This is a genomic window from Gordonia zhaorongruii (genome assembly GCF_007559005.1).
GTDB classification, from domain to species: Bacteria; Actinomycetota; Actinomycetes; order Mycobacteriales; family Mycobacteriaceae; genus Gordonia; species Gordonia zhaorongruii.
In genome coordinates this window covers 2,497,580-2,518,474 of record NZ_CP041763.1, presented here as the reverse complement: position 1 = coordinate 2,518,474, position 20,895 = coordinate 2,497,580, and the positions used below count along the sequence as shown (strand labels likewise).

The 20,895-nt window shown below is 65.3% G+C and carries 31 protein-coding genes; 24 read left to right on the top strand and 7 right to left on the bottom strand.

Going from position 1 to position 20,895, the window contains the following annotated elements:
• Window position 1: 1 nt before the first annotated feature.
• The 3 genes from FO044_RS11785 to FO044_RS11775 are packed head-to-tail and all read left to right on the top strand — an operon-like array spanning window position 2 to window position 2,936.
• Window positions 2-748 (top strand): SDR family NAD(P)-dependent oxidoreductase, encoded by a 747-nt coding sequence (locus tag FO044_RS11785; protein ID WP_143965707.1) that lies wholly within the window; start codon window positions 2-4, stop codon window positions 746-748.
• Window positions 748-1,803: a phosphotransferase family protein gene (locus FO044_RS11780; RefSeq protein WP_143965706.1), complete on the top strand. Its 1,056-nt coding sequence runs from the start codon at window positions 748-750 to the stop codon at window positions 1,801-1,803. Before FO044_RS11785 ends, FO044_RS11780 begins: the two co-directional genes overlap by 1 nt.
• Window positions 1,800-2,936: a CaiB/BaiF CoA transferase family protein gene (locus tag FO044_RS11775; RefSeq protein ID WP_186290542.1), complete on the top strand. Its 1,137-nt coding sequence runs from the start codon at window positions 1,800-1,802 to the stop codon at window positions 2,934-2,936. The genes FO044_RS11780 and FO044_RS11775 overlap by 4 nt, the downstream gene beginning before the upstream one ends.
• A gap of 68 nt (window positions 2,937-3,004) precedes the next feature.
• Here the strand turns inward: FO044_RS11775 and FO044_RS11770 are convergent, their stop codons facing one another.
• Entirely contained in the window at window positions 3,005-3,529 is a 525-nt protein-coding gene (locus FO044_RS11770) for an MTB12 C-terminal domain-containing protein (RefSeq protein ID WP_143965704.1), read from the bottom strand.
• 52 nt (window positions 3,530-3,581) lie between these two features.
• The gene (locus tag FO044_RS11765) at window positions 3,582-4,331 is read right to left on the bottom strand and encodes an acetoacetate decarboxylase family protein (RefSeq protein ID WP_143965703.1); all 750 of its coding nucleotides are present in this window, start codon (window positions 4,329-4,331) and stop codon (window positions 3,582-3,584) included.
• A 307-nt stretch (window positions 4,332-4,638) separates the two neighbouring features.
• Here FO044_RS11765 and FO044_RS11760 point away from each other — a divergent pair, with 307 nt between their 5' ends.
• The 7 genes from FO044_RS11760 to FO044_RS11730 all read left to right on the top strand — a co-directional run bounded on the left by FO044_RS11760 (window position 4,639) and on the right by FO044_RS11730 (window position 8,548).
• Window positions 4,639-5,310 (top strand): response regulator, encoded by a 672-nt coding sequence (locus FO044_RS11760; RefSeq protein WP_143965702.1) that lies wholly within the window; start codon window positions 4,639-4,641, stop codon window positions 5,308-5,310.
• Window positions 5,311-5,615: 305 nt separating this feature from the next.
• Complete coding sequence (locus FO044_RS11755) at window positions 5,616-5,888, top strand: response regulator transcription factor (RefSeq protein WP_244945815.1); 273 nt, start codon at window positions 5,616-5,618, stop codon at window positions 5,886-5,888.
• A gap of 369 nt (window positions 5,889-6,257) precedes the next feature.
• The gene (gene rplN, locus FO044_RS11750; RefSeq protein ID WP_132992045.1) at window positions 6,258-6,626 is read left to right on the top strand and encodes a 50S ribosomal protein L14; all 369 of its coding nucleotides are present in this window, start codon (window positions 6,258-6,260) and stop codon (window positions 6,624-6,626) included.
• A gap of 3 nt (window positions 6,627-6,629) precedes the next feature.
• Window positions 6,630-6,947: a 50S ribosomal protein L24 gene (gene rplX / locus FO044_RS11745; RefSeq protein ID WP_132992044.1), complete on the top strand. Its 318-nt coding sequence runs from the start codon at window positions 6,630-6,632 to the stop codon at window positions 6,945-6,947.
• Between the two features lie 2 nt (window positions 6,948-6,949).
• Window positions 6,950-7,528 (top strand): 50S ribosomal protein L5, encoded by a 579-nt coding sequence (rplE, locus tag FO044_RS11740; RefSeq protein WP_132992043.1) that lies wholly within the window; start codon window positions 6,950-6,952, stop codon window positions 7,526-7,528.
• 1 nt (window position 7,529) lies between these two features.
• Window positions 7,530-7,715, top strand: coding sequence for a type Z 30S ribosomal protein S14 (locus tag FO044_RS11735; RefSeq protein WP_132992042.1), 186 nt, complete (start codon window positions 7,530-7,532; stop codon window positions 7,713-7,715).
• A gap of 146 nt (window positions 7,716-7,861) precedes the next feature.
• Window positions 7,862-8,548 carry a trimeric intracellular cation channel family protein gene (locus FO044_RS11730; RefSeq protein WP_235831331.1) on the top strand — a complete coding sequence of 229 codons (687 nt, stop codon included), beginning with the start codon at window positions 7,862-7,864 and terminating at the stop codon, window positions 8,546-8,548.
• A gap of 54 nt (window positions 8,549-8,602) precedes the next feature.
• Here FO044_RS11730 and FO044_RS11725 read toward each other — a convergent pair whose 3' ends face one another.
• Together FO044_RS11725 and FO044_RS11720 are read right to left on the bottom strand one after the other, a co-directional pair.
• Window positions 8,603-9,955, bottom strand: coding sequence for a wax ester/triacylglycerol synthase domain-containing protein (locus FO044_RS11725; protein ID WP_244945814.1), 1,353 nt, complete (start codon window positions 9,953-9,955; stop codon window positions 8,603-8,605).
• A gap of 76 nt (window positions 9,956-10,031) precedes the next feature.
• Window positions 10,032-10,370: a cupin domain-containing protein gene (locus tag FO044_RS11720; protein WP_425323583.1), complete on the bottom strand. Its 339-nt coding sequence runs from the start codon at window positions 10,368-10,370 to the stop codon at window positions 10,032-10,034.
• A 492-nt stretch (window positions 10,371-10,862) separates the two neighbouring features.
• Here FO044_RS11720 and rpsH point away from each other — a divergent pair, with 492 nt between their 5' ends.
• The 9 genes from rpsH to map all read left to right on the top strand — a co-directional run bounded on the left by rpsH (window position 10,863) and on the right by map (window position 16,428).
• On the top strand, window positions 10,863-11,261 hold the full coding sequence (rpsH, locus tag FO044_RS11715) for a 30S ribosomal protein S8 (RefSeq protein WP_132992040.1): 399 nt from the start codon (window positions 10,863-10,865) through the stop codon (window positions 11,259-11,261).
• A gap of 14 nt (window positions 11,262-11,275) precedes the next feature.
• Entirely contained in the window at window positions 11,276-11,812 is a 537-nt protein-coding gene (gene rplF / locus FO044_RS11710; RefSeq protein WP_132992039.1) for a 50S ribosomal protein L6, read from the top strand.
• Window positions 11,813-11,815: 3 nt separating this feature from the next.
• Window positions 11,816-12,211 (top strand): 50S ribosomal protein L18, encoded by a 396-nt coding sequence (gene rplR / locus FO044_RS11705; protein WP_132992038.1) that lies wholly within the window; start codon window positions 11,816-11,818, stop codon window positions 12,209-12,211.
• A 40-nt stretch (window positions 12,212-12,251) separates the two neighbouring features.
• On the top strand, window positions 12,252-12,905 hold the full coding sequence (gene rpsE / locus FO044_RS11700) for a 30S ribosomal protein S5 (protein ID WP_143965698.1): 654 nt from the start codon (window positions 12,252-12,254) through the stop codon (window positions 12,903-12,905).
• A gap of 3 nt (window positions 12,906-12,908) precedes the next feature.
• A complete protein-coding gene (gene rpmD / locus FO044_RS11695; protein WP_132992036.1) occupies window positions 12,909-13,088 on the top strand; it encodes a 50S ribosomal protein L30 in 180 nt (59 codons plus the stop codon).
• 4 nt (window positions 13,089-13,092) lie between these two features.
• Window positions 13,093-13,533: a 50S ribosomal protein L15 gene (gene rplO, locus FO044_RS11690; protein ID WP_132992035.1), complete on the top strand. Its 441-nt coding sequence runs from the start codon at window positions 13,093-13,095 to the stop codon at window positions 13,531-13,533.
• Window positions 13,534-13,743: 210 nt separating this feature from the next.
• On the top strand, window positions 13,744-15,078 hold the full coding sequence (secY, locus tag FO044_RS11685; protein WP_132992034.1) for a preprotein translocase subunit SecY: 1,335 nt from the start codon (window positions 13,744-13,746) through the stop codon (window positions 15,076-15,078).
• On the top strand, window positions 15,075-15,623 hold the full coding sequence (locus FO044_RS11680) for an adenylate kinase (RefSeq protein WP_132992033.1): 549 nt from the start codon (window positions 15,075-15,077) through the stop codon (window positions 15,621-15,623). Before secY ends, FO044_RS11680 begins: the two co-directional genes overlap by 4 nt.
• Window positions 15,624-15,630: 7 nt before the next feature.
• Complete coding sequence (gene map, locus FO044_RS11675; protein ID WP_143965697.1) at window positions 15,631-16,428, top strand: type I methionyl aminopeptidase; 798 nt, start codon at window positions 15,631-15,633, stop codon at window positions 16,426-16,428.
• On the opposite strand, the gene FO044_RS11670 is transcribed toward map, so the two are convergent.
• Genes FO044_RS11670 through FO044_RS11660 form a run of 3 tightly spaced genes read right to left on the bottom strand, consistent with a single transcriptional unit; the run spans window position 16,406 to window position 18,658 of the window.
• Window positions 16,406-17,731 carry a glycosyltransferase 87 family protein gene (locus tag FO044_RS11670; RefSeq protein ID WP_244945755.1) on the bottom strand — a complete coding sequence of 442 codons (1,326 nt, stop codon included), beginning with the start codon at window positions 17,729-17,731 and terminating at the stop codon, window positions 16,406-16,408. The genes map and FO044_RS11670 overlap by 23 nt on opposite strands.
• A 51-nt stretch (window positions 17,732-17,782) precedes the next feature.
• Window positions 17,783-18,235, bottom strand: coding sequence for a D-aminoacyl-tRNA deacylase (gene dtd / locus FO044_RS11665; RefSeq protein ID WP_143965696.1), 453 nt, complete (start codon window positions 18,233-18,235; stop codon window positions 17,783-17,785).
• A gap of 15 nt (window positions 18,236-18,250) precedes the next feature.
• The gene (locus FO044_RS11660) at window positions 18,251-18,658 is read right to left on the bottom strand and encodes a phage holin family protein (RefSeq protein ID WP_132992030.1); all 408 of its coding nucleotides are present in this window, start codon (window positions 18,656-18,658) and stop codon (window positions 18,251-18,253) included.
• A gap of 226 nt (window positions 18,659-18,884) precedes the next feature.
• Between FO044_RS11660 and infA the strand changes: the two genes are divergently transcribed.
• The 5 genes from infA (at window position 18,885) to rpsD (ending at window position 20,877) form a co-directional block, all read left to right on the top strand.
• Entirely contained in the window at window positions 18,885-19,106 is a 222-nt protein-coding gene (infA, locus tag FO044_RS11655; protein WP_004023539.1) for a translation initiation factor IF-1, read from the top strand.
• A 47-nt stretch (window positions 19,107-19,153) separates the two neighbouring features.
• Window positions 19,154-19,267 carry a 50S ribosomal protein L36 gene (rpmJ, locus tag FO044_RS11650; protein WP_009679193.1) on the top strand — a complete coding sequence of 38 codons (114 nt, stop codon included), beginning with the start codon at window positions 19,154-19,156 and terminating at the stop codon, window positions 19,265-19,267.
• A gap of 205 nt (window positions 19,268-19,472) precedes the next feature.
• Window positions 19,473-19,841, top strand: a complete 369-nt coding sequence (rpsM, locus tag FO044_RS11645) for a 30S ribosomal protein S13 (RefSeq protein WP_132992029.1) — start codon at window positions 19,473-19,475, stop codon at window positions 19,839-19,841.
• Window positions 19,841-20,248 (top strand): 30S ribosomal protein S11, encoded by a 408-nt coding sequence (gene rpsK / locus FO044_RS11640; protein WP_132992028.1) that lies wholly within the window; start codon window positions 19,841-19,843, stop codon window positions 20,246-20,248. Before rpsM ends, rpsK begins: the two co-directional genes overlap by 1 nt.
• Before the next feature lie 23 nt (window positions 20,249-20,271).
• The gene (gene rpsD / locus FO044_RS11635) at window positions 20,272-20,877 is read left to right on the top strand and encodes a 30S ribosomal protein S4 (protein WP_132992027.1); all 606 of its coding nucleotides are present in this window, start codon (window positions 20,272-20,274) and stop codon (window positions 20,875-20,877) included.
• The last annotated feature ends 18 nt before the right edge of the window (window positions 20,878-20,895 follow it).

Sequence of the window (20,895 nt, the reverse complement as noted above, 5' to 3'; positions counted from 1 at the left end):
AGTGGCCGACAGCAGACTCGCCCTGGTGACCGGTGGCTCCGGTGGGATCGGCAGTGGGATAGTCCGGCGCCTCGTCGACGACGGCCTGCGGGTGGTGTTCACCTACCACCACGCTGCAGAATCGGCGGAATCCCTGGTGGACGAGTGCGCGCAGCGCGGTGGCACGGCGACCGCGATCCGGATGGATCTCGCCGACACCGACTCACTGCCCGACGCGCTGACCCGGATCGAGAACGATCACGGACCGATCGACGTGCTGGTCCACGCCGCCGCGCATGTGGCGTTCGGGTCCATGACCTCATTGGCGGAGCGACGATACGACGAGTATCTCGCGAGCTTCGCCGTCAACACCCACGCGTTGACTCTCCTGCTGGCGCGCTGTTCGTCCACGATGCGCGATGACGGGCGCATCGTGAACATCTCGTCGCTGAACTCGTCGCTCGGGCTGTTCGGCAGCGCCGCGTACTCGGGGAGCAAGGCAGCTACCGAGGCGATCATCAGGACCGCGTCTCGTGAACTCGGAAGTCGCGGGATCACCTGCAACACAGTCCAGTTGGGGCTGGTGGACACGGAGACGATGCACGCTGCGGTCAACGACGCCGCCGTGGACTGGGTCACGGTGCAGACACCGACCGGACGGATCGGGGAACCCGCCGACGTGGCCTCGCTCGTGAGTCACCTGGCGAGCGGTGAAGCCGGCTGGATCACCGGTCAGACCATCCGACTCGACGGCGGATACCACCTCTGATGCTTCCGCGCAGCAGGCATCTGACGAACGCGCAGTGCGACGACGTCGCGGACTGGCTGGCACCGCGACTGCCCGGCACAGGTGGATTGGCGATCGAACCGCTCGAGCAGTCGGCAGGCAACAGCCACCAGATCTTCTCGGTGCGCCGGGGACCTCGGCGATGGGTGATGCGGGTCGCGCCGTCCGGAACGGCCGCAGGCGGTCACGGCGGATTCGACCTGGTCCACGAATGGCACGTGCTGGAGAGCATCGCCGGGAGCGACATCCCGCACGCCGCTGCGGCAGCGGTGAGCGACGAGTCGGCCCCCGTCGCCAATGCGATCCTGGTGATCGAGTTCGTCGACGGTCACGTGCTGCACGGCCCCCTGCCTGCGGATCACGACAATCCGCGCGACGCGAACCGGATCGCCGACTCGGTCGCCGACGTTCTGTCACGTCTTACACAATTCGACTGGCGCGCAACGAAGTTGGCGCCATCTGGCGATGAATCGACGTATCTGCCGAGGCAGTTCACGAAGGGGCGCCGGATGATCGAGGAGGCTCGCACCCGGGACACCGTCGTGATCGACCGGCTCTTCGACACGCTGGAACAGCACATGCCCCGTGAGTCGCGACTGGCGCTGATCCACGGCGATTACAGCACGATGAACATCATGATCGGCCGGGACGCGGACCCGCGGGTGACCGCCGTGCTCGACTGGGAGACGGCGACCATCGGCGATGCGCTGATCGACATCGGTTACCTCACCGCACGCTGGGTGCGACCCGACGAGAACCCGATCCTCGCCGGCTTCACCCTCGGCGGACCGGATCCGAAGCATCACGAGGCGTTGCCGGACCGCCGGTATCTCGCGGACCGATTCGCTCAGGCGTCGGGACTGTCGCTCGCCGAGTTGCCGTTCTATCAGGGATTCGCCATGGCACGACTCGTGGCCGCGCTCGAACCCCGAGTCGCACGCGCCCGGGCGCGCGGGGATGAGCAGTCGGCAGAGGCGTTCGCCGCGATGGTCGACAGTTGCGCGGAGCATGGACTCCGGTTGATGGGGGAGTCGTGAGTGAACCGGGGCTGCTGGACGGTGTTCGCGTTGTGGAATCGGCCTCGCTGCTCACCGGGGCAGCCGTCGGGATGCTCCTCGCCGACCTGGGCGCGGACGTCGTCAAAGTGGAGGCGCCACGCGGCGATCTGATGCGGTACGCCCTCGGGCAGATCACTCCGGGGCACAGTCCGGCGCATCTGCAGCTCAACCGCAACAAGCGCGGGGTCACCATCGATCTGAGCGATCCGGGTGACGCGGTCCGCTGGGACCGACTCGTCGCCGGTGCGGACGTGCTGATCGACGGGAACGCCGTCGGCACGTTGGCCCGCTTCGGGTACGACGCAGCGCGTCTCGACGAACTGAACCCGCGCCTGATCAGGTGCGCGGTCAGCGGCTTCGGAACGACCGGACCGTATGCGCCCATTCCCGCCCACGGGCTTCTGATGGGAGCCGCGGCCGGCGCGTATCCCGGCGATCAACCGGTGCAAGGAGCGCACGTGGACGGCAGGGGAGGCGGACCGGCGACCGCCGCGGCGTCAGCTGCGGCGCTCGCCGTCGCGGCCGCCCTGTACCGGCGGGAGAAGACGGGGGCCGGTTCCGACCTGGACGTGTCCGCAGCCGACGCGCTGCTCGCGAGTTCGATGATCCCGGTCGTGTACGCGGCCAACGCGGATCGGATGACCGACACGGCGTCGCTACCGGTGCTGTCCGACGGCGTGAGCGGACCGCGTTACAACCTGTACCGGACGGCCGACGACCGCATCGTGGCGTTCGCGGCACTCGAACCGTCGATCTGGCGCCGGTTCTGCGACGCGGTCGGTCGCGACGATCTGGTCGACGCCGGATACGAGGGGGAGTCCTTGGAGGCGGAGATCGCCTCGCTCATCGCCGCACGCCCCATCGCGCACTGGCTCGACGTCGCGGCGCGGCATCGGCTGTCGATCGGACCCGCGCACACCTCGATCGCGGACCTCCGTGCGGACCCGCAACTGCGCGATCGCAACGTCTTCGCCGAGACCGTTCACCCGGTCGCCGGCCGGTTCACGGCTGTCGGCACACCGGTGGTGGTCGGCGGCCACCGGTTCAGCGTTCGCCGCGGCGCACCCGAACTCGGTGAGCACAACGAAGAACTCGGTAACGGGTGGACGTGATCGTCGCGCCCGAAACGAGACCGGCCCGCCGCGAGGATCGCGCCGGGCCGGATCGGGTCGGGTGAGGATCAGCCGTGCGACCGGCCCATGGACGTCAGCGTCTCGACGGCGTCCGCCGCGAGCTTCCAGGCACCGTCCACCTTCACGTAGTTGAAGGTCATCTCGACGGGCTCGGGTGTGTGCGGCGACTTGACCGCGACAGTGGCCTCGGCCTTGTCGCCGTCGGCTTTCACCGACTTCACCGTGTAGACGTCCGGCGTGTAACCGGCAGCGGACGAGCCCTTGGCGTAGCCGGTGATCGCGGCCTTCACTCCCGGGTTGCTGATCTCGACGAGACCGTCGAGGTCGGCTGCCGGGGTGGCCGGGTCGACGGCCTTGCGCAGGATGTCCTGGGCAGCGGAGTTGTCGAGGTCCGTCGACTTCTGATCGGCAGACTGTTCGTCAGCCGACTGGCCGGCCGCCGCGCTCGTGGACGAGGACGCGCCCGAGTCGCTGGAGTCGTCGGACGAGCAGCCGGTGAGAGCGATCGCCGCGCCCGCGGCGACCGCAACCGCAGCGACGATCGGGCGGCGCAGGTGAGAGATGATTCCCATGAAAGATCCTTTCCGTTAGGTGACGCTAACATTAGCGTGCGGACCGGAACCCTCAGGAGACGACGACCGCGTCCTCGAACGTCATCGACAGATCGGCGACCGAACTCGATATGAGCGCCCGCCGGGATAACTGGAGGCGACGGAGTTCATCGGCGATCGGGTGATCACCGAGGCGCAGAGCAGCGCCGCCGACGCGCGTGCGCGTGCCTGCCGTGGATGTGAGCCGCCACGGCGTGCGGCGAGTGACGCCCTCGAGCTGCGAGTACGCCTGCAGCACGGTCTCCGAGGAGGCGTCGGGAACGCGGATGCCGCGCCGCACTGTCAGATCTGCGACCAGTCGTCCGTCCTGGCTGACCCGTCCGGCTTTGACCGACGAACCGTGGTCGACGTCGAAATCGGCGAGGACTTTCGGGAAACCCCAGATTCCCCGGCCCGCGGCGAGCGTGAAGTCCCCGTCGACGGGAAGTTCGTGGATCAGAGCGTGTGCATCACCGCTGATCAGCGAACGGAGGCCGCCTACCCGCGACGTCGAATCGCGTGCGGGATCCTCGACGAGAAAGCACACGCCGAATTCGTTGTAGGGGCCGAGATCGCCGTCGACGTAGTCGACGAACACCAGCATGCAGACTGCCCGCCCCGGACGTATCTGCAATGGCTTCAGATCGACGTCACCGCGTGCGGCGATCGCGTGCCGCACCGCGGAGGCGGACGCGGAGAACCCGGCGACGAAGCAGCGGGCCGAACGGATACGCACTGGCATGGGCACCTCGGTACCGAGGATCACGTGGTTCGGGTCGGTCATCCTGACGAGGCTACGGAGCCGCGATCGTGCGCGTGCCCTGCTTTACCGATGTGGGCACAAAGATGTGGGCGACTGGGTCGCGAGGATGTCGGCACAGGGTGTCGGCAACGAAGACATCGACCGAGAATGCGCGTTGATGTCGTGCTCTGATCCGGTCCGGAGAAGTTTGTCGGGGTCATCAACTAACGTCCCACGTACAGGCTACGAAGTAATACGAAGTACAGGCTTTGGAGTACGCCGAAGAGTAAGCCTCAGATTGGGGTCCAGGCGGAGATTCCAGGCGAGGTTTCACTGGAAGGGGGCAGCAATGGGTGAGTCGGAGACGGCGACGATCGTCAAAGTGGGGATGGTCGACGACCACCCGTCGCCCGTGTGGGGTATCGACCGCATTCTGCAGTCCCAGGCCGATCTTCGCTTCGTGTGCTCCGCGGCGACCGTCGACGACCTCCTCCGCAAATCGTCCGACCTCGACGTCGTCATCCTGGATCTTCGCCTCAATGACGGGACCACACCGCGGGAGAATGTCGAGCGGCTCGCCGGGCTCGGGATCGAGACCGTCATCTACACCTCCGGCGAACACCCCGACCTGCTGCGTTCCGCAGCACGCGCCGGAACCCTGGGCGTCGTACTCAAATCGGCGTCCGAAGAAGAGATCGTCAGGGCGGTCCGCGCCGCCGGGGCCGGGCAGGAAGTGCTCACCACCGAGTGGGCGGCCGCGATCGACGGCGACCCCAACCTGGCAGGCGTCGACCTCAGTCCGCAGCTCCAACGTGTCCTCACGCTGTACGCATCGGGCGGCACATCCGCGAGCGTCGGGCACGAACTCGGCGTCGCAGCCGACACGGTGAACGAGTACCTCAAGCGCATCCGGCAGAAGTACGCCGACGCTGGACGTCCCACGCGCACCAAGATCGATCTGTTCAAACGGGCGGTCGAAGACGGTTGGCTGCCGATGCCGCATCGCTCACGGCGGAGCTAGCGAACCGAAGTTCCATGTCGGCCGTTCTGGTCGCGTAACAAATCTGCACGTACTCCCGACACATCTGGTGTCGGGAGTTTCCATAGACCTCGCAGGTCACACCCGCATCACAACGCGGTTCCAGGTGTCCCCAGTTCTGGGTCTACCGGAGTCCGCAACGAGTTCGTAATGTTATTTACGAGCCTGGAGGGAAATCTTCCTTTTCGGCCGTTCATCCAGTTTGTCGGGGTCGTGTACATGGAGGTTCACCGATGACGATCGCAGAGATCGAGCCGTTCACAGCGATGCATGCCAAGCCCCTCGCGATGAGTGATATGCCTCGCCTGGTCATCGCCCCGGAGCCGGCCGCGGTCCGCCCGGCGCTGTCGGCCCGCGAACTCGAGGTGCTCCTCGCGTGGCTGGCGGCCGAGTCGAAGGAGGACGCCGCAGCCCGGCTGTTCATCTCGGCGTCGACGGTCAGCACCCACATCTCGCGCATTCGCGCCAAGTACGCCGCTGTGCGGCGGGGTGCGCCCACCAAGGCGCACCTCCTGGCCCGAGCTTTGCAGGATGGGTACACGACGCTCGACGCCTGGTGACTTCGTGTAGTTCGTGGTGACCGTCGGCACTCTGATGCGGCTCCGTCCACGCCGTCGCGACACGGCGCGTGAGCGGAGCCGTTTCGATGTGTCTGCCGATAGGAATCGCGGACGGTGCCGTCTCGCGTCACGACTTCGGCAGTTCCCGGTGGACGTGCGACCTGATCGAATTTGTCCCTGACCGGCACGTTCGCCTACACTTGAGCGGTTGCCTGCAGTGCATGCACTGCGAGCTGACTTGCGAACCCATTGGACTGCTCACCGCACCGCGGTGAGAGCCCAGGCAGGCGCATGTTTCAGTGGCGACAGACCGTGTGCGTCGGGTCGGAAATCCGGCGGACATAGAAATCCAGGTCAAGGAGACAGTAAGTGATTCAGCAGGAATCCCGCCTGCGTATCGCCGACAACACCGGTGCAAAGGAAATCCTCTGCATCCGCGTGCTCGGCGGTTCGGGGCGACGCTATGCAGGTGTCGGCGACACGATCGTCGGCACAGTCAAGGACGCCATCCCCGGTGGCAACGTCAAGAAGGGCGAGATCGTCAAGGCGGTCATCGTGCGCACCACCAAGGAGCGCCGTCGTCCGGACGGTTCGTACATCAAGTTCGATGAGAACGCTGCAGTTCTCCTCAAGAACGAGAGCGATCCGCGCGGTACCCGTATCTTCGGCCCGGTCGGTCGTGAACTGCGCGACAAGCGCTTCATGCGGATCGTGTCGCTCGCACCGGAGGTGATCTGACCAATGAAGATCCACAAGGGTGACACCGTCATCATCGTGTCCGGCAAGGACAAGGGCGCCAAGGGCAAGGTCATCGAGTCCTACCCGCAGCGCGAACGCGTCCTCGTCGAGGGCGTCAACCGCATCAAGAAGCACGTCGCCGAGTCGGCGAACGAGCGCGGAGCCAGCTCCGGCGGCATCGTGACCCAGGAGGCTCCGATCCACGTCTCGAACGTGATGGTCGTCGACTCCGAGGGCAACCCGACCCGGGTCGGCTACCGCGTCGATGACGAGACCGGCAAGAACGTCCGCATCTCGCGCAAGACCGGGAAGGACATCTGATCATGACCGCAACCGAAAAGGCCCAGCCTCGGCTGAAGCAGCGTTACCGCGAGGAAATCAAGGACACGCTGAACAAGGAATTCGACTACGCCAACGTGATGCAGATCCCGGGCGTCGTCAAGGTGGTCGTCAACATGGGCGTCGGCGACGCTGCCCGTGACGCCAAGCTGATCAACGGCGCGGTCTCCGACCTCGCACTGATCACCGGTCAGCAGCCGGAGGTCCGTCGCGCCCGCAAGTCGATCGCACAGTTCAAGCTGCGCGAAGGCATGCCGATCGGTGCCCGCACCACGCTGCGCGGCGACCGCATGTGGGAGTTCCTCGACCGTCTCGTGTCGATCGCCCTCCCGCGTATCCGCGACTTCCGTGGACTGAGCGACCGTCAGTTCGACGGCAACGGCAACTACACGTTCGGCCTGAACGAGCAGTCGATGTTCCACGAGATCAACATCGACAAGATCGATCGGCCCCGCGGCATGGACATCACCGTCGTGACGTCGGCCACCACGGACGACGAAGGCCGTGCGCTGCTGCGTGCACTGGGCTTCCCGTTCAAGGACAACAACGCGAAGGACAACTGACATGGCAAAGAAGGCTCTGGTCAATAAGGCCAACAAGAAGCCGAAGTTCGCCGTGCGGGCCTACACGCGCTGCAACAAGTGCGGTCGTCCGCACTCGGTGTACCGCAAGTTCGGCCTGTGCCGCATTTGCCTGCGCGACATGGCTCACGCAGGCGAGCTGCCCGGCGTGCAGAAGTCGAGCTGGTAACCAGCCGAAACGCTTGAACGCGTCGGCCCCGACTCACCTCGTGAGTCGGGGCCGACGTGCGTTCGGCAGCGACGAGGCAGCGATGAGACGCCTCGTCGGGCGGTTGGCTACGCTTCGATGGGATGACTCGGGGAAGGTGATGCACAGTGCTGGGTGAGCTGCTCGCGGTGAGCGCACCGTCGAACGTCGACGATGCGGCGACGTTCGCGAGCCAGGCCGCGGAGTTCATCGGCACCGCAGCCTTCGCGGCGTCCGGCGCGCTGGTCGCCGTGCGACGCAACCTCGACATCGTCGGCATCATCCTGCTGGCGTGCGCCACCGCCCTCGGCGGCGGCATCACCCGCGACGTGCTGATCGGCAGCACACCACCGGTGGCGTTCACCGATCTGCGGTACATCGCGGCCGCTGTGGTCACCGGCCTGGTGATCTTCGTGTGGCATCCGCCGGTGCGGCTCACCCGATGGCCGCTCTTCGTGACCGACGCGATCGGGCTGGGGATGTTCGCTGTGAACGGCACCGTGATCGCCTATTCGGCGGGCCTCGCTGCGCCCAGCGCCGCACTTCTGGGGCTGACCACGGCTATCGGCGGCGGCGTGATCCGGGACGTCCTCTCCGGCCAGGTTCCAGGGGTACTGAGACACGACGAGCACCTGTACGCGATCCCGGCGTTCGCCGGCGCCGTCATCACCGCGGCGCTGCTCTACTCCGACGTGTACCGGGGTTGGATGGGGCTGCTGTGCGTCGCCTTCGTCATCGGGCTGCGCCTGGCGTCGATCCGCTACGACTGGCACGGTCCGCGGCCGCGGTACGCGCGTGACATGTCTTCGGACTGAGCGGATCACCGTGCCGGAATCCGACTCGTGGCACCGCTGCCCGAATCCAGACCGTCATGCGCTCCGAAGTTGTTTCAGGTCACGGAGCTCACTGCGAAGAGTGGCAACGTATTCGTCCAGGTCGGGCAATTGGTGAGGATCGACGATTATCCCAATCGCCAGCACATCGCCCATTCGTGAGATCGTGTGGTTCACCCCGAGCCCATCGGATAGTGGCGTGACTCCGAAGCTTGTGGTTACCGGCGAACCCGCCAACTCCCAGTCGTCCACGGGCCCCTTCGGGATCGTGCTGACCTTGAGCTGCGTGGGCACAGGTTTCGCGTGTCGTGCGTCGCGCCGCTGACTCCTCCGATCGAGTATCCGGTACGCAAAACCAGGTAAGCGCGGCAGCGCCGAGAGCATCGCCGCGAACGGTGGCAACTGAAAACGTGAGCGTTCACGTCGCACACTCGCGTTGACCGCCGGGACTCGCTCGTCGATCGGCAGGTCGGGTCGAAGTTCGACCATTCCGAATGCCAGCGCATTTCGCCCGTCGCCGCGAAGCTGGTCGCGTACCGACACGGGGACGGTTGCCACCAGCCCTTTCTCGGTTTCACCGATGTGGCGGGCCAGGGCCCCGCCGATGACGGCGAGGACCGCGTCGTTCACCGATGCGTCACTGCATGCTCGTACGCCTCGTCGGATCTCGGACACCGATTCGAAGACGATGCGGGCGTTCCGTTCGGAGCCGCAAGGCTGATTGACAGCGGTCAGCCGTGGCTGAATATCCGGCATCGACCAGCGGCCGGCAGCCCGGTCTCTCGACATCTGCCGACTGATCTGAAGAAGTCGCCAGAGGTCGCCAACGATCATGAACGGCCGTAAGGGGGTCCGGAGGACCTCTCGTGCGGTCACTTGTCCCCGAGATGCAGGGGCGGCCGACTGATACTCGCCGATCTCTGCCGAGAACAACGACCGCGCGATCTCGGCTGCGCCCATTCCATCCGTCATCGAGTGGTGAAACTCGAGAATCACCACCGTCGATGGACCGTCGGCGGGATCGATTCCGGCGATCTCACGAAGGATGTAGATATGCCACAGGGGGCGGCTCCGGTCGAAGGAGTCGAAATGTAGATCGGCAAGGAACTGCTGCAGATCATCCCAACCCATGGACGGGAGTGCCTCGATATGGTCGAGGGCGTCGAAGTCCGGCGCATCGGACCAGTACGCATCGCCGATGTCCCCGTATGCACGGACCATGCGCTTCCGCAGTTGCCAGATAGCAGCTGCTCGCTCGGCAAGCCAGTTGCTCAGTTCCGCGGTCGTTGCAGCGGATTCGGGGAACGCGTAGGCAGTGACGATCGACGAACGCACTCGATCGGACTCGGCATAAGCGAAGTTGGCGTCGTACGTCGCCACCGGGGTCATGGTCACGCGCTCAGGCTAATATGCGCGTGGCGTTTCCGCCGGGTCGACGCGGGGTGGGACGCGGCTCGTCGCAGATCTAATCGGCAGCGAGGCCGACGGTGAGGAGGACGACGGCGTCCGACTCGGCGGTGAGGCCGTGACGGATGCCGGGGATGTCGACGAGGTCGCCGACCTCGCCCGTCCAGTCGCCGTCTGCCGAGGTGAGACGGACTCGGCCGCGAAGCACGTGAAGCGTCGCCTCACCGGGGCCTTCGTGATCGGACAATGTACTGCCGCTCGTCAATGCGATGACCGTGTGCCGCAGGCGGTGCTCGGAGTGTCCGCGGATGGTGCGCGAAGCACGGCCGGCGTGCACATCGTGCGCGGCCGCGAGGAGTTCGTCGGCCAATTTCGGCAGGGACGTGGACGTCATCATCTGCGGACCTCTGACTCTCGTGGTGCTCAGCCGTTGCTGTTCTGACGGTACAGGGCGAGGGACGCCGGGACGGCTACTGCGAGAATCACGACGCTCCACGTGATTCCGTAGCTGATCGCGTGCTCTGCGGGCCGGCCGGCGGGCTCCGGGCAGCCGGTGGGGCGGCGTTACCGAACAGGTCGCGGCAGCGGTTGGTTACCCGAATCGGGTCACGATCCGCCGCTCTGAGATGAGGTGTCGAGCATGACGTCCTGGCGCACCGATTTGGCACCTGCCTGCAGAGTCCTTACACTGTTGAGGTTGCCCGGGTGAACTGTGCCCCCGGGACCTACAACTTCATAGCGTGCGGGTGCCGGTGAAAAGCCAATGGCATCAGCAGGCGAGACGAATGCACAACTATCCACTTCGTGGAAGGCCCACGGGCGTATCGGCGGATTGCTCCGCAGATCACCCCTGGATGGGAACCACTACGAGAAAGGTTGACGGTCAACCATGACCATGACTGACCCGATCGCAGACTTTCTGACACGTCTGCGTAACGCCAACTCGGCGTTTCACGACGAGGTGAGCCTCCCGTCGTCGAAGATCAAGGTGAACATCGCCGAGATCCTCAAGCGCGAGGGCTACATCACCGACTACAGCGTCCAGGACGCCGAGGTCGGCAAGAAGCTCGTCGTCACCCTCAAGTACGGCCCGACCCGCGAGCGCAGCATCGCCGGTCTCCGTCGCGTCTCGAAGCCGGGACTGCGGGTGTACGCGAAGTCCACCAATATGCCCAAGGTCCTGGGCGGCCTCGGCGTGGCGATCATCTCCACGTCGACCGGTCTGCTCACCGATCGTCAGGCAAAGAACCAAGGCGTGGGCGGCGAAGTCCTCGCCTACGTCTGGTAGGGGAGCGTAGAAAAATGTCGCGTATTGGTAAGAGCCCCATCGAAATCCCAGCCGGCGTCGACGTGACCGTCGACGGCCAGGACGTGAAGGTCAAGGGCCCGAAGGGCGAACTGAGCCACACGGTCACTGAGCCGATCGTCGTGACGAGGGAAGAGAACACCCTCCTCGTCACCCGGCCCAACGACGAGCGCAAGAACCGTTCGCTCCACGGTCTCAACCGCACCATGGTGAACAACCTGGTTGTCGGTGTCACCACGGGCTACACCTCGAAGATGGAGATCTTCGGTGTCGGTTACCGCGTCCAGGCCAAGGGGCAGGACCTCGAGTTCTCCCTCGGCTACAGCCACCCCGTTCTGATCGAGGCTCCCGAAGGCATCACCTTCGCTGTCGAGTCGCCGACGAAGTTCTCGATCTCGGGTATCGACAAGCAGCTAGTCGGCCAGATCTCGGCGAACGTTCGCCGCCTGCGTCGCCCGGACCCGTACAAGGGCAAGGGCATTCGCTACGAAGGTGAGCAGATCCGCCGCAAGGTCGGAAAGACGGGTAAGTAAGACATGAGTGAAACAACTGTTCGCAAGCCCATCGGCAAGGACGTGTCGACCCGTCGTCGCACCGCGACCAATCGTCGGCACTTCCGTCTGCGCAAGCACATCTCAGGCACCGCGGAGCGCCCGCGTCTCGCCGTCAAGCGCAGCAGCCGTCACATCCACGTTCAGGTCATCGACGATCTGACCGGCCGCACCCTGGCTGCCGCCAGCACCATCGAGGCAGACGTGCGCGCAGCCGGCGGTGACAAGTCGGCACAGGCGACCAAGGTAGGCGAGCTCGTCGCAGCTCGCGCCAAGGCCGCAGGCGTCGAGGCCGTCGTCTTCGACCGCGGTGGCAAGGCCTACCACGGCCGCATCGCGGCACTGGCCGAGGCCGCCCGCGAGGGAGGACTGAAGTTCTGATGATGATCAACACCACCAGCAAGACCGGAGGGGACCTCTGATGCCCGGACGTCAGCGTGATGGCGGCAACGGACCCGCCGGAAGCAACAACAGCAACACAAACAGCAACAACAGCAACGAGCGTCGCGGCCGCGGCGATCGTCGCGACAACCGCGGAGGCCGCGAAGAGCGGAACCACCTCGAGCGCGTCGTCACGATCAACCGTGTGTCGAAGGTCGTCAAGGGCGGCCGCCGCTTCAGCTTCACCGCCCTCGTGGTGGTCGGCGATGGCCAGGGAATGGTCGGCGTCGGCTACGGCAAGGCCAAGGAAGTTCCCGCGGCAATTCAGAAGGGCGTCGAAGAGGCTCGCAAGAACTTCTTCCGCGTTCCGCTGATCGCCGGCACCGTGACCCACCCGGTTCAGGGTGAGGCCGCAGCCGGTGTCGTGATGCTGCGTCCCGCAAGCTCGGGTACCGGTGTGATCGCCGGCGGCGCTGTGCGTGCCGTGCTCGAGTGCGCCGGTGTGACCGACGTTCTCGCCAAGAGCCTCGGCTCGGACAACGCGATCAACGTCGTTCACGCCACCGTGGCAGCCCTCAAGATGCTGCAGCAGCCCGAAGAGGTCGCTGCACGTCGTGGGCTGACCGTTGAAGAGGTCACCCCCGCCGGCATGCTGCGCGCACGCGCCGCTGCCGCAGCGAACAAGGGAGCATAAGCCATGGCTGAACTGCAGATCACCCAGATCAAGGGCACCATCGGTACCAAGAAGAACCAGCGTGACAGCCTGCGCACCCTTGGACTCAAGGGCATCCGCCAGACTGTCACCCGCGAGGACAGCCCGATCAACCGCGGCCTCATCAACGTGGTCCGGCACCTCGTGACAGTCGAAGAGGTTTAGTCACATGACCATCAAGCTGCACCACCTTCGGCCCGCACCGGGCGCGAAGACCGACAAGACCCGCGTGGGTCGCGGTGAAGCCTCGAAGGGTAAGACCGCAGGCCGCGGCACCAAGGGCACCAAGGCGCGCAAGAACGTTCCGGCCGGCTTCGAAGGCGGCCAGATGCCGATTCACATGCGTCTGCCGAAGCTCAAGGGCTTCAAGAACCGCAACCGCGTGGTTTTCCAGGTCGTCAACGTGGCCGACATCGCCCGTCTGTTCCCCGAGGGCGGCACCGTCGGTGTCGCCGAGCTCGTGGCAGCCGGCGCCGTCCGCAAGAACGAGCTGGTCAAGGTTCTCGGCGAAGGCGAAATCAACGTCGCAGTCAACGTGACCGCGGACAAGTTCTCCGGCTCCGCCAAAGAGAAGATCGCCGCTGCCGGCGGCACCGCCACCGAGCAGTAAGCGGTTGGTGACAATCTGATCCCCCGGTCAGGCGAGCGCAATGTCGGACTTCGTGTCTCGCAGCGCTGCTCGCCTGACCGGCGGTGGTTGGATGACTGTTAGAGTTCGTAGGGGCGCCCTGCAGTAGGGGTGCCTGAAATCTTTTCGAGTGTGATCGCCGAGCACGCTGAGGCCTTCGGCCCACATGTTCAGGTGCTATAGGAGGACTTGGTGAATTCCCCCCTCATGGCGACCTTCAGGACGCCCGACTTGAGGAAGAAGATCTTCTATGTCCTCGGCATTATCGTCCTGTACCGCATCGGTGCAACGCTGCCGTCGCCGGGCGTCGACTTCAAAGAGATCAACCGCTGTGTAGACGCGGCGAGCCAGGGTGACTCGGGTCAGATCTACTCGCTGATCAACATGTTCTCCGGCGGCGCGCTGCTCCAGCTGTCGGTGTTCGCGATCGGCATCATGCCGTACATCACGGCCAGCATCATCGTTCAGCTGCTCACCGTGGTGATTCCGCGGTTCGAGCAGCTGCGTAAGGAAGGCCAGTCCGGCCAGACCAAGATGACGCAGTACACGCGTTACCTGACGGTGGCGCTGGCGATCCTGCAGTCGACGGGCATCGTCGCGCTCGCCGCCAGCGGCAACCTACTGCCATCCACAGGTGCGGACTGTAATTCGAAGGAGATCATCTCCGATACGTCGATCCTCGGCCTGACCATCATCGTGCTGGTCATGACGGCCGGCGCCTGCCTCGTCATGTGGTTCGGCGAGCTCATCACCGAGCGCGGCGTCGGCAACGGCATGTCCATGCTGATCTTCGCCGGCATCGTCGCCCGCCTCCCATCCGAGGGGCGCAACATCCTGCAGCAGCGCGGCGGCCTGGTGTTCGGCATTCTGATCGTGGCGATTCTCCTGATCCTCGTCGCCGTCGTGTTCATCGAGCAGGGCATGCGACGGATCCCCGTCCAGTACGCGAAACGCATGGTCGGGCGGAAGATGTACGGCGGCTCGTCCACGTACATGCCGATCAAGGTGAACACCGCGGGCGTGATCCCGGTCATCTTCGCATCGTCGCTGCTCTACATTCCGCAGCTGATCCTGCAGGTGACCAACCAGAACCAGACCGACGTGTCCGGTTGGCAGGTCTGGATCCAGGAGAACCTGGTCAATCCGTCCAGTCCGTTCCACATCGTCTTCTACTTCCTGCTCATCGTGTTCTTCACGTACTTCTACGTCGCGGTGACCTTCAACCCGGAGGAGCGGGCAGACGATATGAAGCGCTACGGCGGCTTCATCCCGGGCATCCGTCCGGGCCGTCCGACCGCTGAGTACCTGAGCTACGTGCTCAACCGGATCACGCTTCCGGGCTCGCTGTACCTCGGTCTGATCTCGATCCTCCCCAACCTGTTCCTCGACATGGGCGGGAGCAACGGCGCGGCCAACATTCCGTTCGGCGGCACCGCTCTGCTGATCATCGTGGCCGTCGGCCTCGACACCATCAAGCAGGTCAACAGCCAGTTGATGCAACGCAAGTACGAAGGGTTCCTCAAGTGAGACTCGTGATTCTCGGCCCGCCCGGAGCCGGTAAGGGCACACAGGCAGAACTGCTGTCGGAGGCCCTCGGCATCCCGCACATCTCGACCGGCGATCTGTTCCGCGCGAACATCTCGCAGGGCACGCCGGTGGGTGTGGAGGCGAAGAAGTACCTCGACGCAGGCAACCTGGTCCCGCCCGAGATCACCATCAACATGGTGCGCGAGCGCCTCGGCGAGCCGGATGCGTCGAAGGGCTTCATCCTCGACGGCTTCCCGCGTTCGACCGAGCAGGCTGTCGCGCTCGAGGGCATCCTCGAGGAGCTCGGCGGCGAACTCGATGGCGTTCTCTCGTTCGTGGTGGACGCGGACGTGGTGGTCGAGCGCATGCTGGCCCGCGGCCGTGCCGACGACACCGAAGAGGTCATCCGCAACCGGATGTCGGTGTACGACGCCGAGACGGCGCCGCTTCTCGATCATTACGCGGGCACCGTCACCACGATCGACGCGGTCGGCGAGGTTCAGGAAGTGCATCAGCGCGTCCTGAGCGCACTCGGCAAGGCCTGACGCGTCGGTGGCGTTCCGTAAGCCGAAGCCGGTTCCGTTCCGCACGTCGGGTGAACTGGACGTCATGGCCGCGGCCGGTGAGATCGTCGGGTCCGCGCTGGTCGCGGTCCGGGACGCGGCGAAGGTCGGAGTCAGCACACTCGAACTCGACGAGATCGCCGAAGCGGTGATCCGCGATGCGGGTGCGGTGCCCTCGTTCAAGGGCTATCACGGCTTCACCGGCTCCATCTGCGCCTCGGTCAACCAGGTGGTCGTGCACGGCATCCCGTCGGCCGACGTGATTCTCGCCGAACACGACCTGGTGTCGATCGACTGCGGCGCGATCTACGACGGGTGGCACGGCGACTCGGCGTGGACCTTCGGGATCGGTGAGCTGTCGCAGGCCGACCAGGAACTGAACGATGCGACGCGGCTCTCCCTCGAGGCGGGTATCGCGGCGATGGTCCCCGACGGCCGTCTGACGGATGTGTCCGCCGCGATCGAGCGCGGAACCCGTGCGGCCGAGAGGAAGTTCGGTCGAGCGTTCGGCATCGTCGACGGATACGGCGGCCACGGCATCGGCCGCGAGATGCATATGGATCCGTTCCTTCCCAATGAGGGGAAACCGAACCGGGGTCCGCGGCTGGTGGTCGGATCGACCCTGGCGATCGAGCCGATGCTCACTCTCGGGACATCCGACACGAGTGTTCTCGACGACGACTGGACCGTGGTGACCGACGACGGCACTCGGGCCTCGCACTGGGAGCACACCGTGGTCGTCACCGAGGACGGTCCGCGGATTCTCACCGTGCGCCCCACCGCCTGAGCCGGCTGTCGACGGCCGGCCGGAAGGTGCGAGCGGCAGGGGCGATCACCGTCTGCTCCGGACGGTCGGCGCGCGCAGAGCGCAGGGCATTCGCGGCACCGATCGCCAGTACGGCGAACGTGAAGACGACGTACGACGCTCCGACGATCTGCTGCCACCACGCCCAGTCGAGTTCGCGGTCGTCACCCGACGGCAGCAACCAGTGCGGCCCCACGTAGAACATCACGATGGCCAGTCCGGTCACGGTGGTGAACCGAGCGGAGGCCGTGCCGGAGAGCACCGTGCTGAGGGCGATCACGATCGCCGGCACCACCCACACCCAGTGATGCGACCAGCTGATCGGGGACACCAGGAGAATCGCCGCAGCGTTCACCACGACCGCAGTGGACAGATCGACGCCCGCTGGATGGCTCGAGGCCGGACCGGCAGAGGTCAGGAGCCGGTGCATCCAGACGGCGGCGAGCACGATCGCGACCAGCGAGAGCCCGATCCAGAGCGCGGACGCCGCCGAATCGCTGAGTCCCAAGCGGAAGGCGAACCCCTTCAGCGACTGATTGCCTGCGAAGTACGGTGCACCGATGCGGCTCGTCTCGCTCAGTTTCTCGAACCAGTACTTGTACGAGGCGTCGGGCATCAGCAGCCAGACGACGCCGACGGAGCCGATGGCCGACGCGACAGTGGTGAGGAGCCCCCGCCAGTCGCGGCGCAGGAGGAAGAACAGCAGGAACCCCGCGGGCGTCAGCTTGATCGAGATGGCGATGCCGATGAGCAGACCGCGCGGCCATCTCGGGTTACGCACGAGAAGGTCGATGGCGACGGCCGCCATCAGCAGAGCGTTCACCTGACCGTAGCCGAGCGTCATCCGGACCGGTTCGCCGAACTCGGCGGCCGCGACGGTGCCGAGGACCAGGGCGAGGCGGATACGCAGGTCCATCTCCGGGCGGATCCGGGCGAGCACCAACCACACGGTGACGGCGATGGAGGCGATGGTCAGCCCGAACATGAGCGCACCCGCCAGCCCTTCCGGAAGCATGGCGAACGGGGAGAAGAAGATCGCCGCCAGTGGGGGATACGTGAACGGCAGGTGCACCATCCGCTCGCCCGCATCGAGCGCGGGGAGATGGCCGTAGATGTCGTTGCCGTCCAGCCAGGTCTGCGCGCCGAGGCGGTAGACCATCAGGTCCAGGAAGCCGTGCCACAGCTGGGACACCAGGCCGAAGGTGGTCGTCAGCGCGAGAAGCACCGCGGTGAGCGCAACCATGATGCGGGGCGACCGGGCGCGGGTCGTCAGCGGGTTCGGCACCGCGCAAGACTATCAGCGTCACCAGGGCGAATCCGGCATCGCCGACTCCGCTCAGACGTCGAGGACGATGGTCACCGGTCCGTCGTTCACCGATTCCACGTGCATGTGCGCACCGAAACTGCCAGTGGCGACGGTCGCGCCGAAACCGCGCAGCGTGGCGACGACGGTGTCGACGAGCGGTTCGGCGATCGCACCGGGCGCGGCTGCATTCCACGACGGCCTGCGCCCTTTCGCGGTGTTCGCGTACAGGGTGAACTGGCTGATCACCAGAATCGGTGCGTCGAGGTCGGCGGCGGACGCCTCCCGACGGTCGCCGCTGCCGTCGAGGATCCGGAGCTTCCAGATCTTGTCCGCGACCGCGGCCGCCGAGGCGGCATCGTCGTCGTGCGTGACGCCGATCAGAGCGAGGAGGCCCTGACCGCCGGGAGGCACGTCGAGTGCGCCGACGGTCGCACCGTCGACCGTCACTTCCGCGGAGCTGACGCGCTGTATCACCGCGCGCATGTCAGGAAGCGATCCTCATCGGTACATGTTCTCCAGTCGGTCCTTCATCAGGAGCGCGGTCAGCCAGCCGACGATCGAGATGACGATGGCGCCGAAGACGCCCGACCAGAAGATGTCGTCCACCTGCAGGCCGACCGGGAACACGTTGTCGGTGCACCATGAGGTGATCCGCAGCATCAGTGCGTTGATCACGATGTGGATGAGGCCGAGGGTGACGACGTACAGCGGAATAGCCAGCACTTGCACGATCGGTTTGATGATGCCGTTGATCAACCCGAAGAGGATCGCGACGAGGAGGACCACGCCGAGCTTCTCCCACCAGGAGGTGAGATCGCCGAAATCGAAGTCGACGCCCGGAACGATGAGAGTCGCGATCCAGAGGCCCAGCCCGGTGAAGGCGCTGCGGATGAGAAAAGCACGCATATCAACAGTTTGGCACGCGCGAGGGCAGGCGAGTCGGGCGAGTTGGTCCTGACGCCGGGCCTGGCGTAGACTCGAACCTCGGTGCGTCGTGCGGTTTCCGCACGTCCACGACCGGGCGTGTCATACGCCCGTTCTGGAGGAAGTCGCGACAAGTGCCACCGTACCGGACAGACGAAAGATTCAAGTCGGGAGACGCGCATGCGCGCCTCCCAGAATCGCGGAGGACATGGCGAAGAAAGACGGAGCCATCGAGGTCGAGGGTCGTGTGATCGAACCCCTGCCGAATGCGATGTTTCGCATCGAGCTGGAGAACGGTCACAAGGTGCTCGCCCACATCAGCGGCAAGATGCGGCAGCACTACATCCGCATCCTGCCCGAGGATCGGGTGGTCGTGGAGCTCTCGCCCTACGACCTCGCTCGTGGGCGCATCGTCTACCGGTACAAGTAACCCTCGCTGGGAACGAACTCGCTGGGAACGAACAAGGAGAAGCTGACGTGAAGGTCAAGCCGAGCGTCAAGCCGATCTGTGAGAAGTGCAAAGTGATCCGCCGTAACGGCCGGGTCATGGTGATCTGCGACAACCTGCGTCATAAGCAGCGTCAGGGCTGATCAACGCCCCTCTCCGGGTGGCTTGAAACCCGCGACACACAGGTCGTGGCAAAAAAGAGAACTGAATATCGTTTAGACCGAATGAACTTCCAGAACCAGCGTTCGCAGACGCGCGAACGCCGACCCCCGGTTCAGAGGCCGGGGCCCGACGCATGAGTTCGGGACGGGCTGGAAGCAGACCTCTGAGAAGAGAAGGAATCGCCACATGGCACGTGTTGCTGGTGTTGATCTTCCCCGCGAAAAGCGGTTGGAGATCGCACTCACATACATCTACGGAGTGGGTCGCACCACTTCGCAGGAGATCGTCGCCGCTACCGGCCTTTCGGCCGACCTGCGCGCGAAGGATCTGACTGACGCAGACGTCTCGAAGCTGCGTGAATACATCGAGTCCTCGGTGAAGGTGGAGGGCGACCTCCGCCGCGAGGTGCAGGCCGACATCCGTCGCAAGATCGAGATCGGCTGCTACCAGGGCTTCCGCCACCGTCGCGGACTTCCGGTCCACGGTCAGCGGACCAAGACCAACGCCCGCACTCGTAAGGGACCGAAGAAGACCATCGCCGGGAAGAAGAAGTAATGCCTCCGAAGTCACGAAGCGCAGGCCCGAAGAAGGGCACCCGCCGTCGCGATAAAAAGAACATCCCGCTCGGCCAGGCGCACATCAAGTCAACGTTCAACAACACCATCGTCTCGATCACCGACCCCGAGGGCAACGTGATCAGCTGGGCCAGCTCGGGCCACGTGGGCTTCAAGGGCTCGCGTAAGAGCACTCCGTTCGCCGCGCAGCTCGCTGCCGAGAACGCTGCTCGCAAGGCCGCCGAGAACGGCGTCAAGAAGGTCGATGTGTTCGTTAAGGGACCGGGTTCGGGTCGTGAGACCGCCATCCGGTCACTGCAGGCCGCCGGCCTCGAGGTCGGCACCATCTCCGACGTGACCCCGCAGCCGCACAACGGCTGCCGTCCGCCCAAGCGGCGCCGGGTCTAAGCGGGAAAGGGAGAAGATAAACCATGGCTCGCTATACCGGCCCCGCAACTAAGAAGTCCCGTCGTCTTCGCGTCGATCTCATCGGCGGAGACGCGGCGTACGAACGACGTCCGTACCCGCCCGGCCAGCACGGCCGCGCGCGGATCAAGGAGTCCGAGTACCTGCTCCAGCTGCAGGAGAAGCAGAAGGCTCGCTTCACCTACGGCGTCATGGAGAAGCAGTTCCGCCGCTACTACGAAGAGGCGAACCGTCGCCAGGGCAAGACAGGCGACGTCCTGCTGCAGATCCTGGAGACCCGTCTCGACAACGTCGTGTACCGCGCCGGCCTGGCGCGTACCCGTCGTCAGGCTCGACAGATGGTCAGCCACGGCCACTTCACCGTGAACGGTGGACGCGTGGACGTGCCCAGCTACCGCGTCAGCCAGTACGACATCATCGACGTTCGTCAGAAGTCGCTGCAGTCCACGCCGTTCCAGATCGCCAAGGAGACCCTCGGCGAGCGTCCGACCGCGCCGTGGCTGCAGGTGGTTCCGTCGACTCTGCGCATTCTCGTGCACAACGTGCCCGAGCGCGCTCAGATCGAGGTCCCGCTCACCGAGCAGCTCATCGTCGAGTTCTACAGCAAGTAATAGCCCGGCAGCGCCAGC

Bases quoted from the DNA above. Each gene is read 5' to 3' on its own strand.
- FO044_RS11780 (WP_143965706.1), top strand. From the start codon at position 748: ATGCTTCCGCGCAGCAGGCATCTGACGAACGCGCAGTGCGACGACGTC.
- FO044_RS11770 (WP_143965704.1), bottom strand. From the start codon at position 3,529: ATGGGAATCATCTCTCACCTGCGCCGCCCGATCGTCGCTGCGGTTGCG.
- FO044_RS11765 (WP_143965703.1), bottom strand. From the start codon at position 4,331: ATGACCGACCCGAACCACGTGATCCTCGGTACCGAGGTGCCCATGCCA.
- FO044_RS11760 (WP_143965702.1), top strand. From the start codon at position 4,639: ATGGGTGAGTCGGAGACGGCGACGATCGTCAAAGTGGGGATGGTCGAC.
- FO044_RS11755 (WP_244945815.1), top strand. From the start codon at position 5,616: ATGAGTGATATGCCTCGCCTGGTCATCGCCCCGGAGCCGGCCGCGGTC.
- rplX (WP_132992044.1), top strand. From the start codon at position 6,630: ATGAAGATCCACAAGGGTGACACCGTCATCATCGTGTCCGGCAAGGAC.
- rplE (WP_132992043.1), top strand. From the start codon at position 6,950: ATGACCGCAACCGAAAAGGCCCAGCCTCGGCTGAAGCAGCGTTACCGC.
- FO044_RS11735 (WP_132992042.1), top strand. From the start codon at position 7,530: ATGGCAAAGAAGGCTCTGGTCAATAAGGCCAACAAGAAGCCGAAGTTC.
- FO044_RS11725 (WP_244945814.1), bottom strand. From the start codon at position 9,955: ATGACCCCGGTGGCGACGTACGACGCCAACTTCGCTTATGCCGAGTCC.
- FO044_RS11720 (WP_425323583.1), bottom strand. From the start codon at position 10,370: ATGATGACGTCCACGTCCCTGCCGAAATTGGCCGACGAACTCCTCGCG.
- rpsH (WP_132992040.1), top strand. From the start codon at position 10,863: ATGACCATGACTGACCCGATCGCAGACTTTCTGACACGTCTGCGTAAC.
- rplF (WP_132992039.1), top strand. From the start codon at position 11,276: ATGTCGCGTATTGGTAAGAGCCCCATCGAAATCCCAGCCGGCGTCGAC.
- rplR (WP_132992038.1), top strand. From the start codon at position 11,816: ATGAGTGAAACAACTGTTCGCAAGCCCATCGGCAAGGACGTGTCGACC.
- rpsE (WP_143965698.1), top strand. From the start codon at position 12,252: ATGCCCGGACGTCAGCGTGATGGCGGCAACGGACCCGCCGGAAGCAAC.
- rpmD (WP_132992036.1), top strand. From the start codon at position 12,909: ATGGCTGAACTGCAGATCACCCAGATCAAGGGCACCATCGGTACCAAG.
- rplO (WP_132992035.1), top strand. From the start codon at position 13,093: ATGACCATCAAGCTGCACCACCTTCGGCCCGCACCGGGCGCGAAGACC.
- dtd (WP_143965696.1), bottom strand. From the start codon at position 18,235: ATGCGCGCGGTGATACAGCGCGTCAGCTCCGCGGAAGTGACGGTCGAC.
- FO044_RS11660 (WP_132992030.1), bottom strand. From the start codon at position 18,658: ATGCGTGCTTTTCTCATCCGCAGCGCCTTCACCGGGCTGGGCCTCTGG.
- infA (WP_004023539.1), top strand. From the start codon at position 18,885: ATGGCGAAGAAAGACGGAGCCATCGAGGTCGAGGGTCGTGTGATCGAA.
- rpsM (WP_132992029.1), top strand. From the start codon at position 19,473: ATGGCACGTGTTGCTGGTGTTGATCTTCCCCGCGAAAAGCGGTTGGAG.
- rpsK (WP_132992028.1), top strand. From the start codon at position 19,841: ATGCCTCCGAAGTCACGAAGCGCAGGCCCGAAGAAGGGCACCCGCCGT.
- rpsD (WP_132992027.1), top strand. From the start codon at position 20,272: ATGGCTCGCTATACCGGCCCCGCAACTAAGAAGTCCCGTCGTCTTCGC.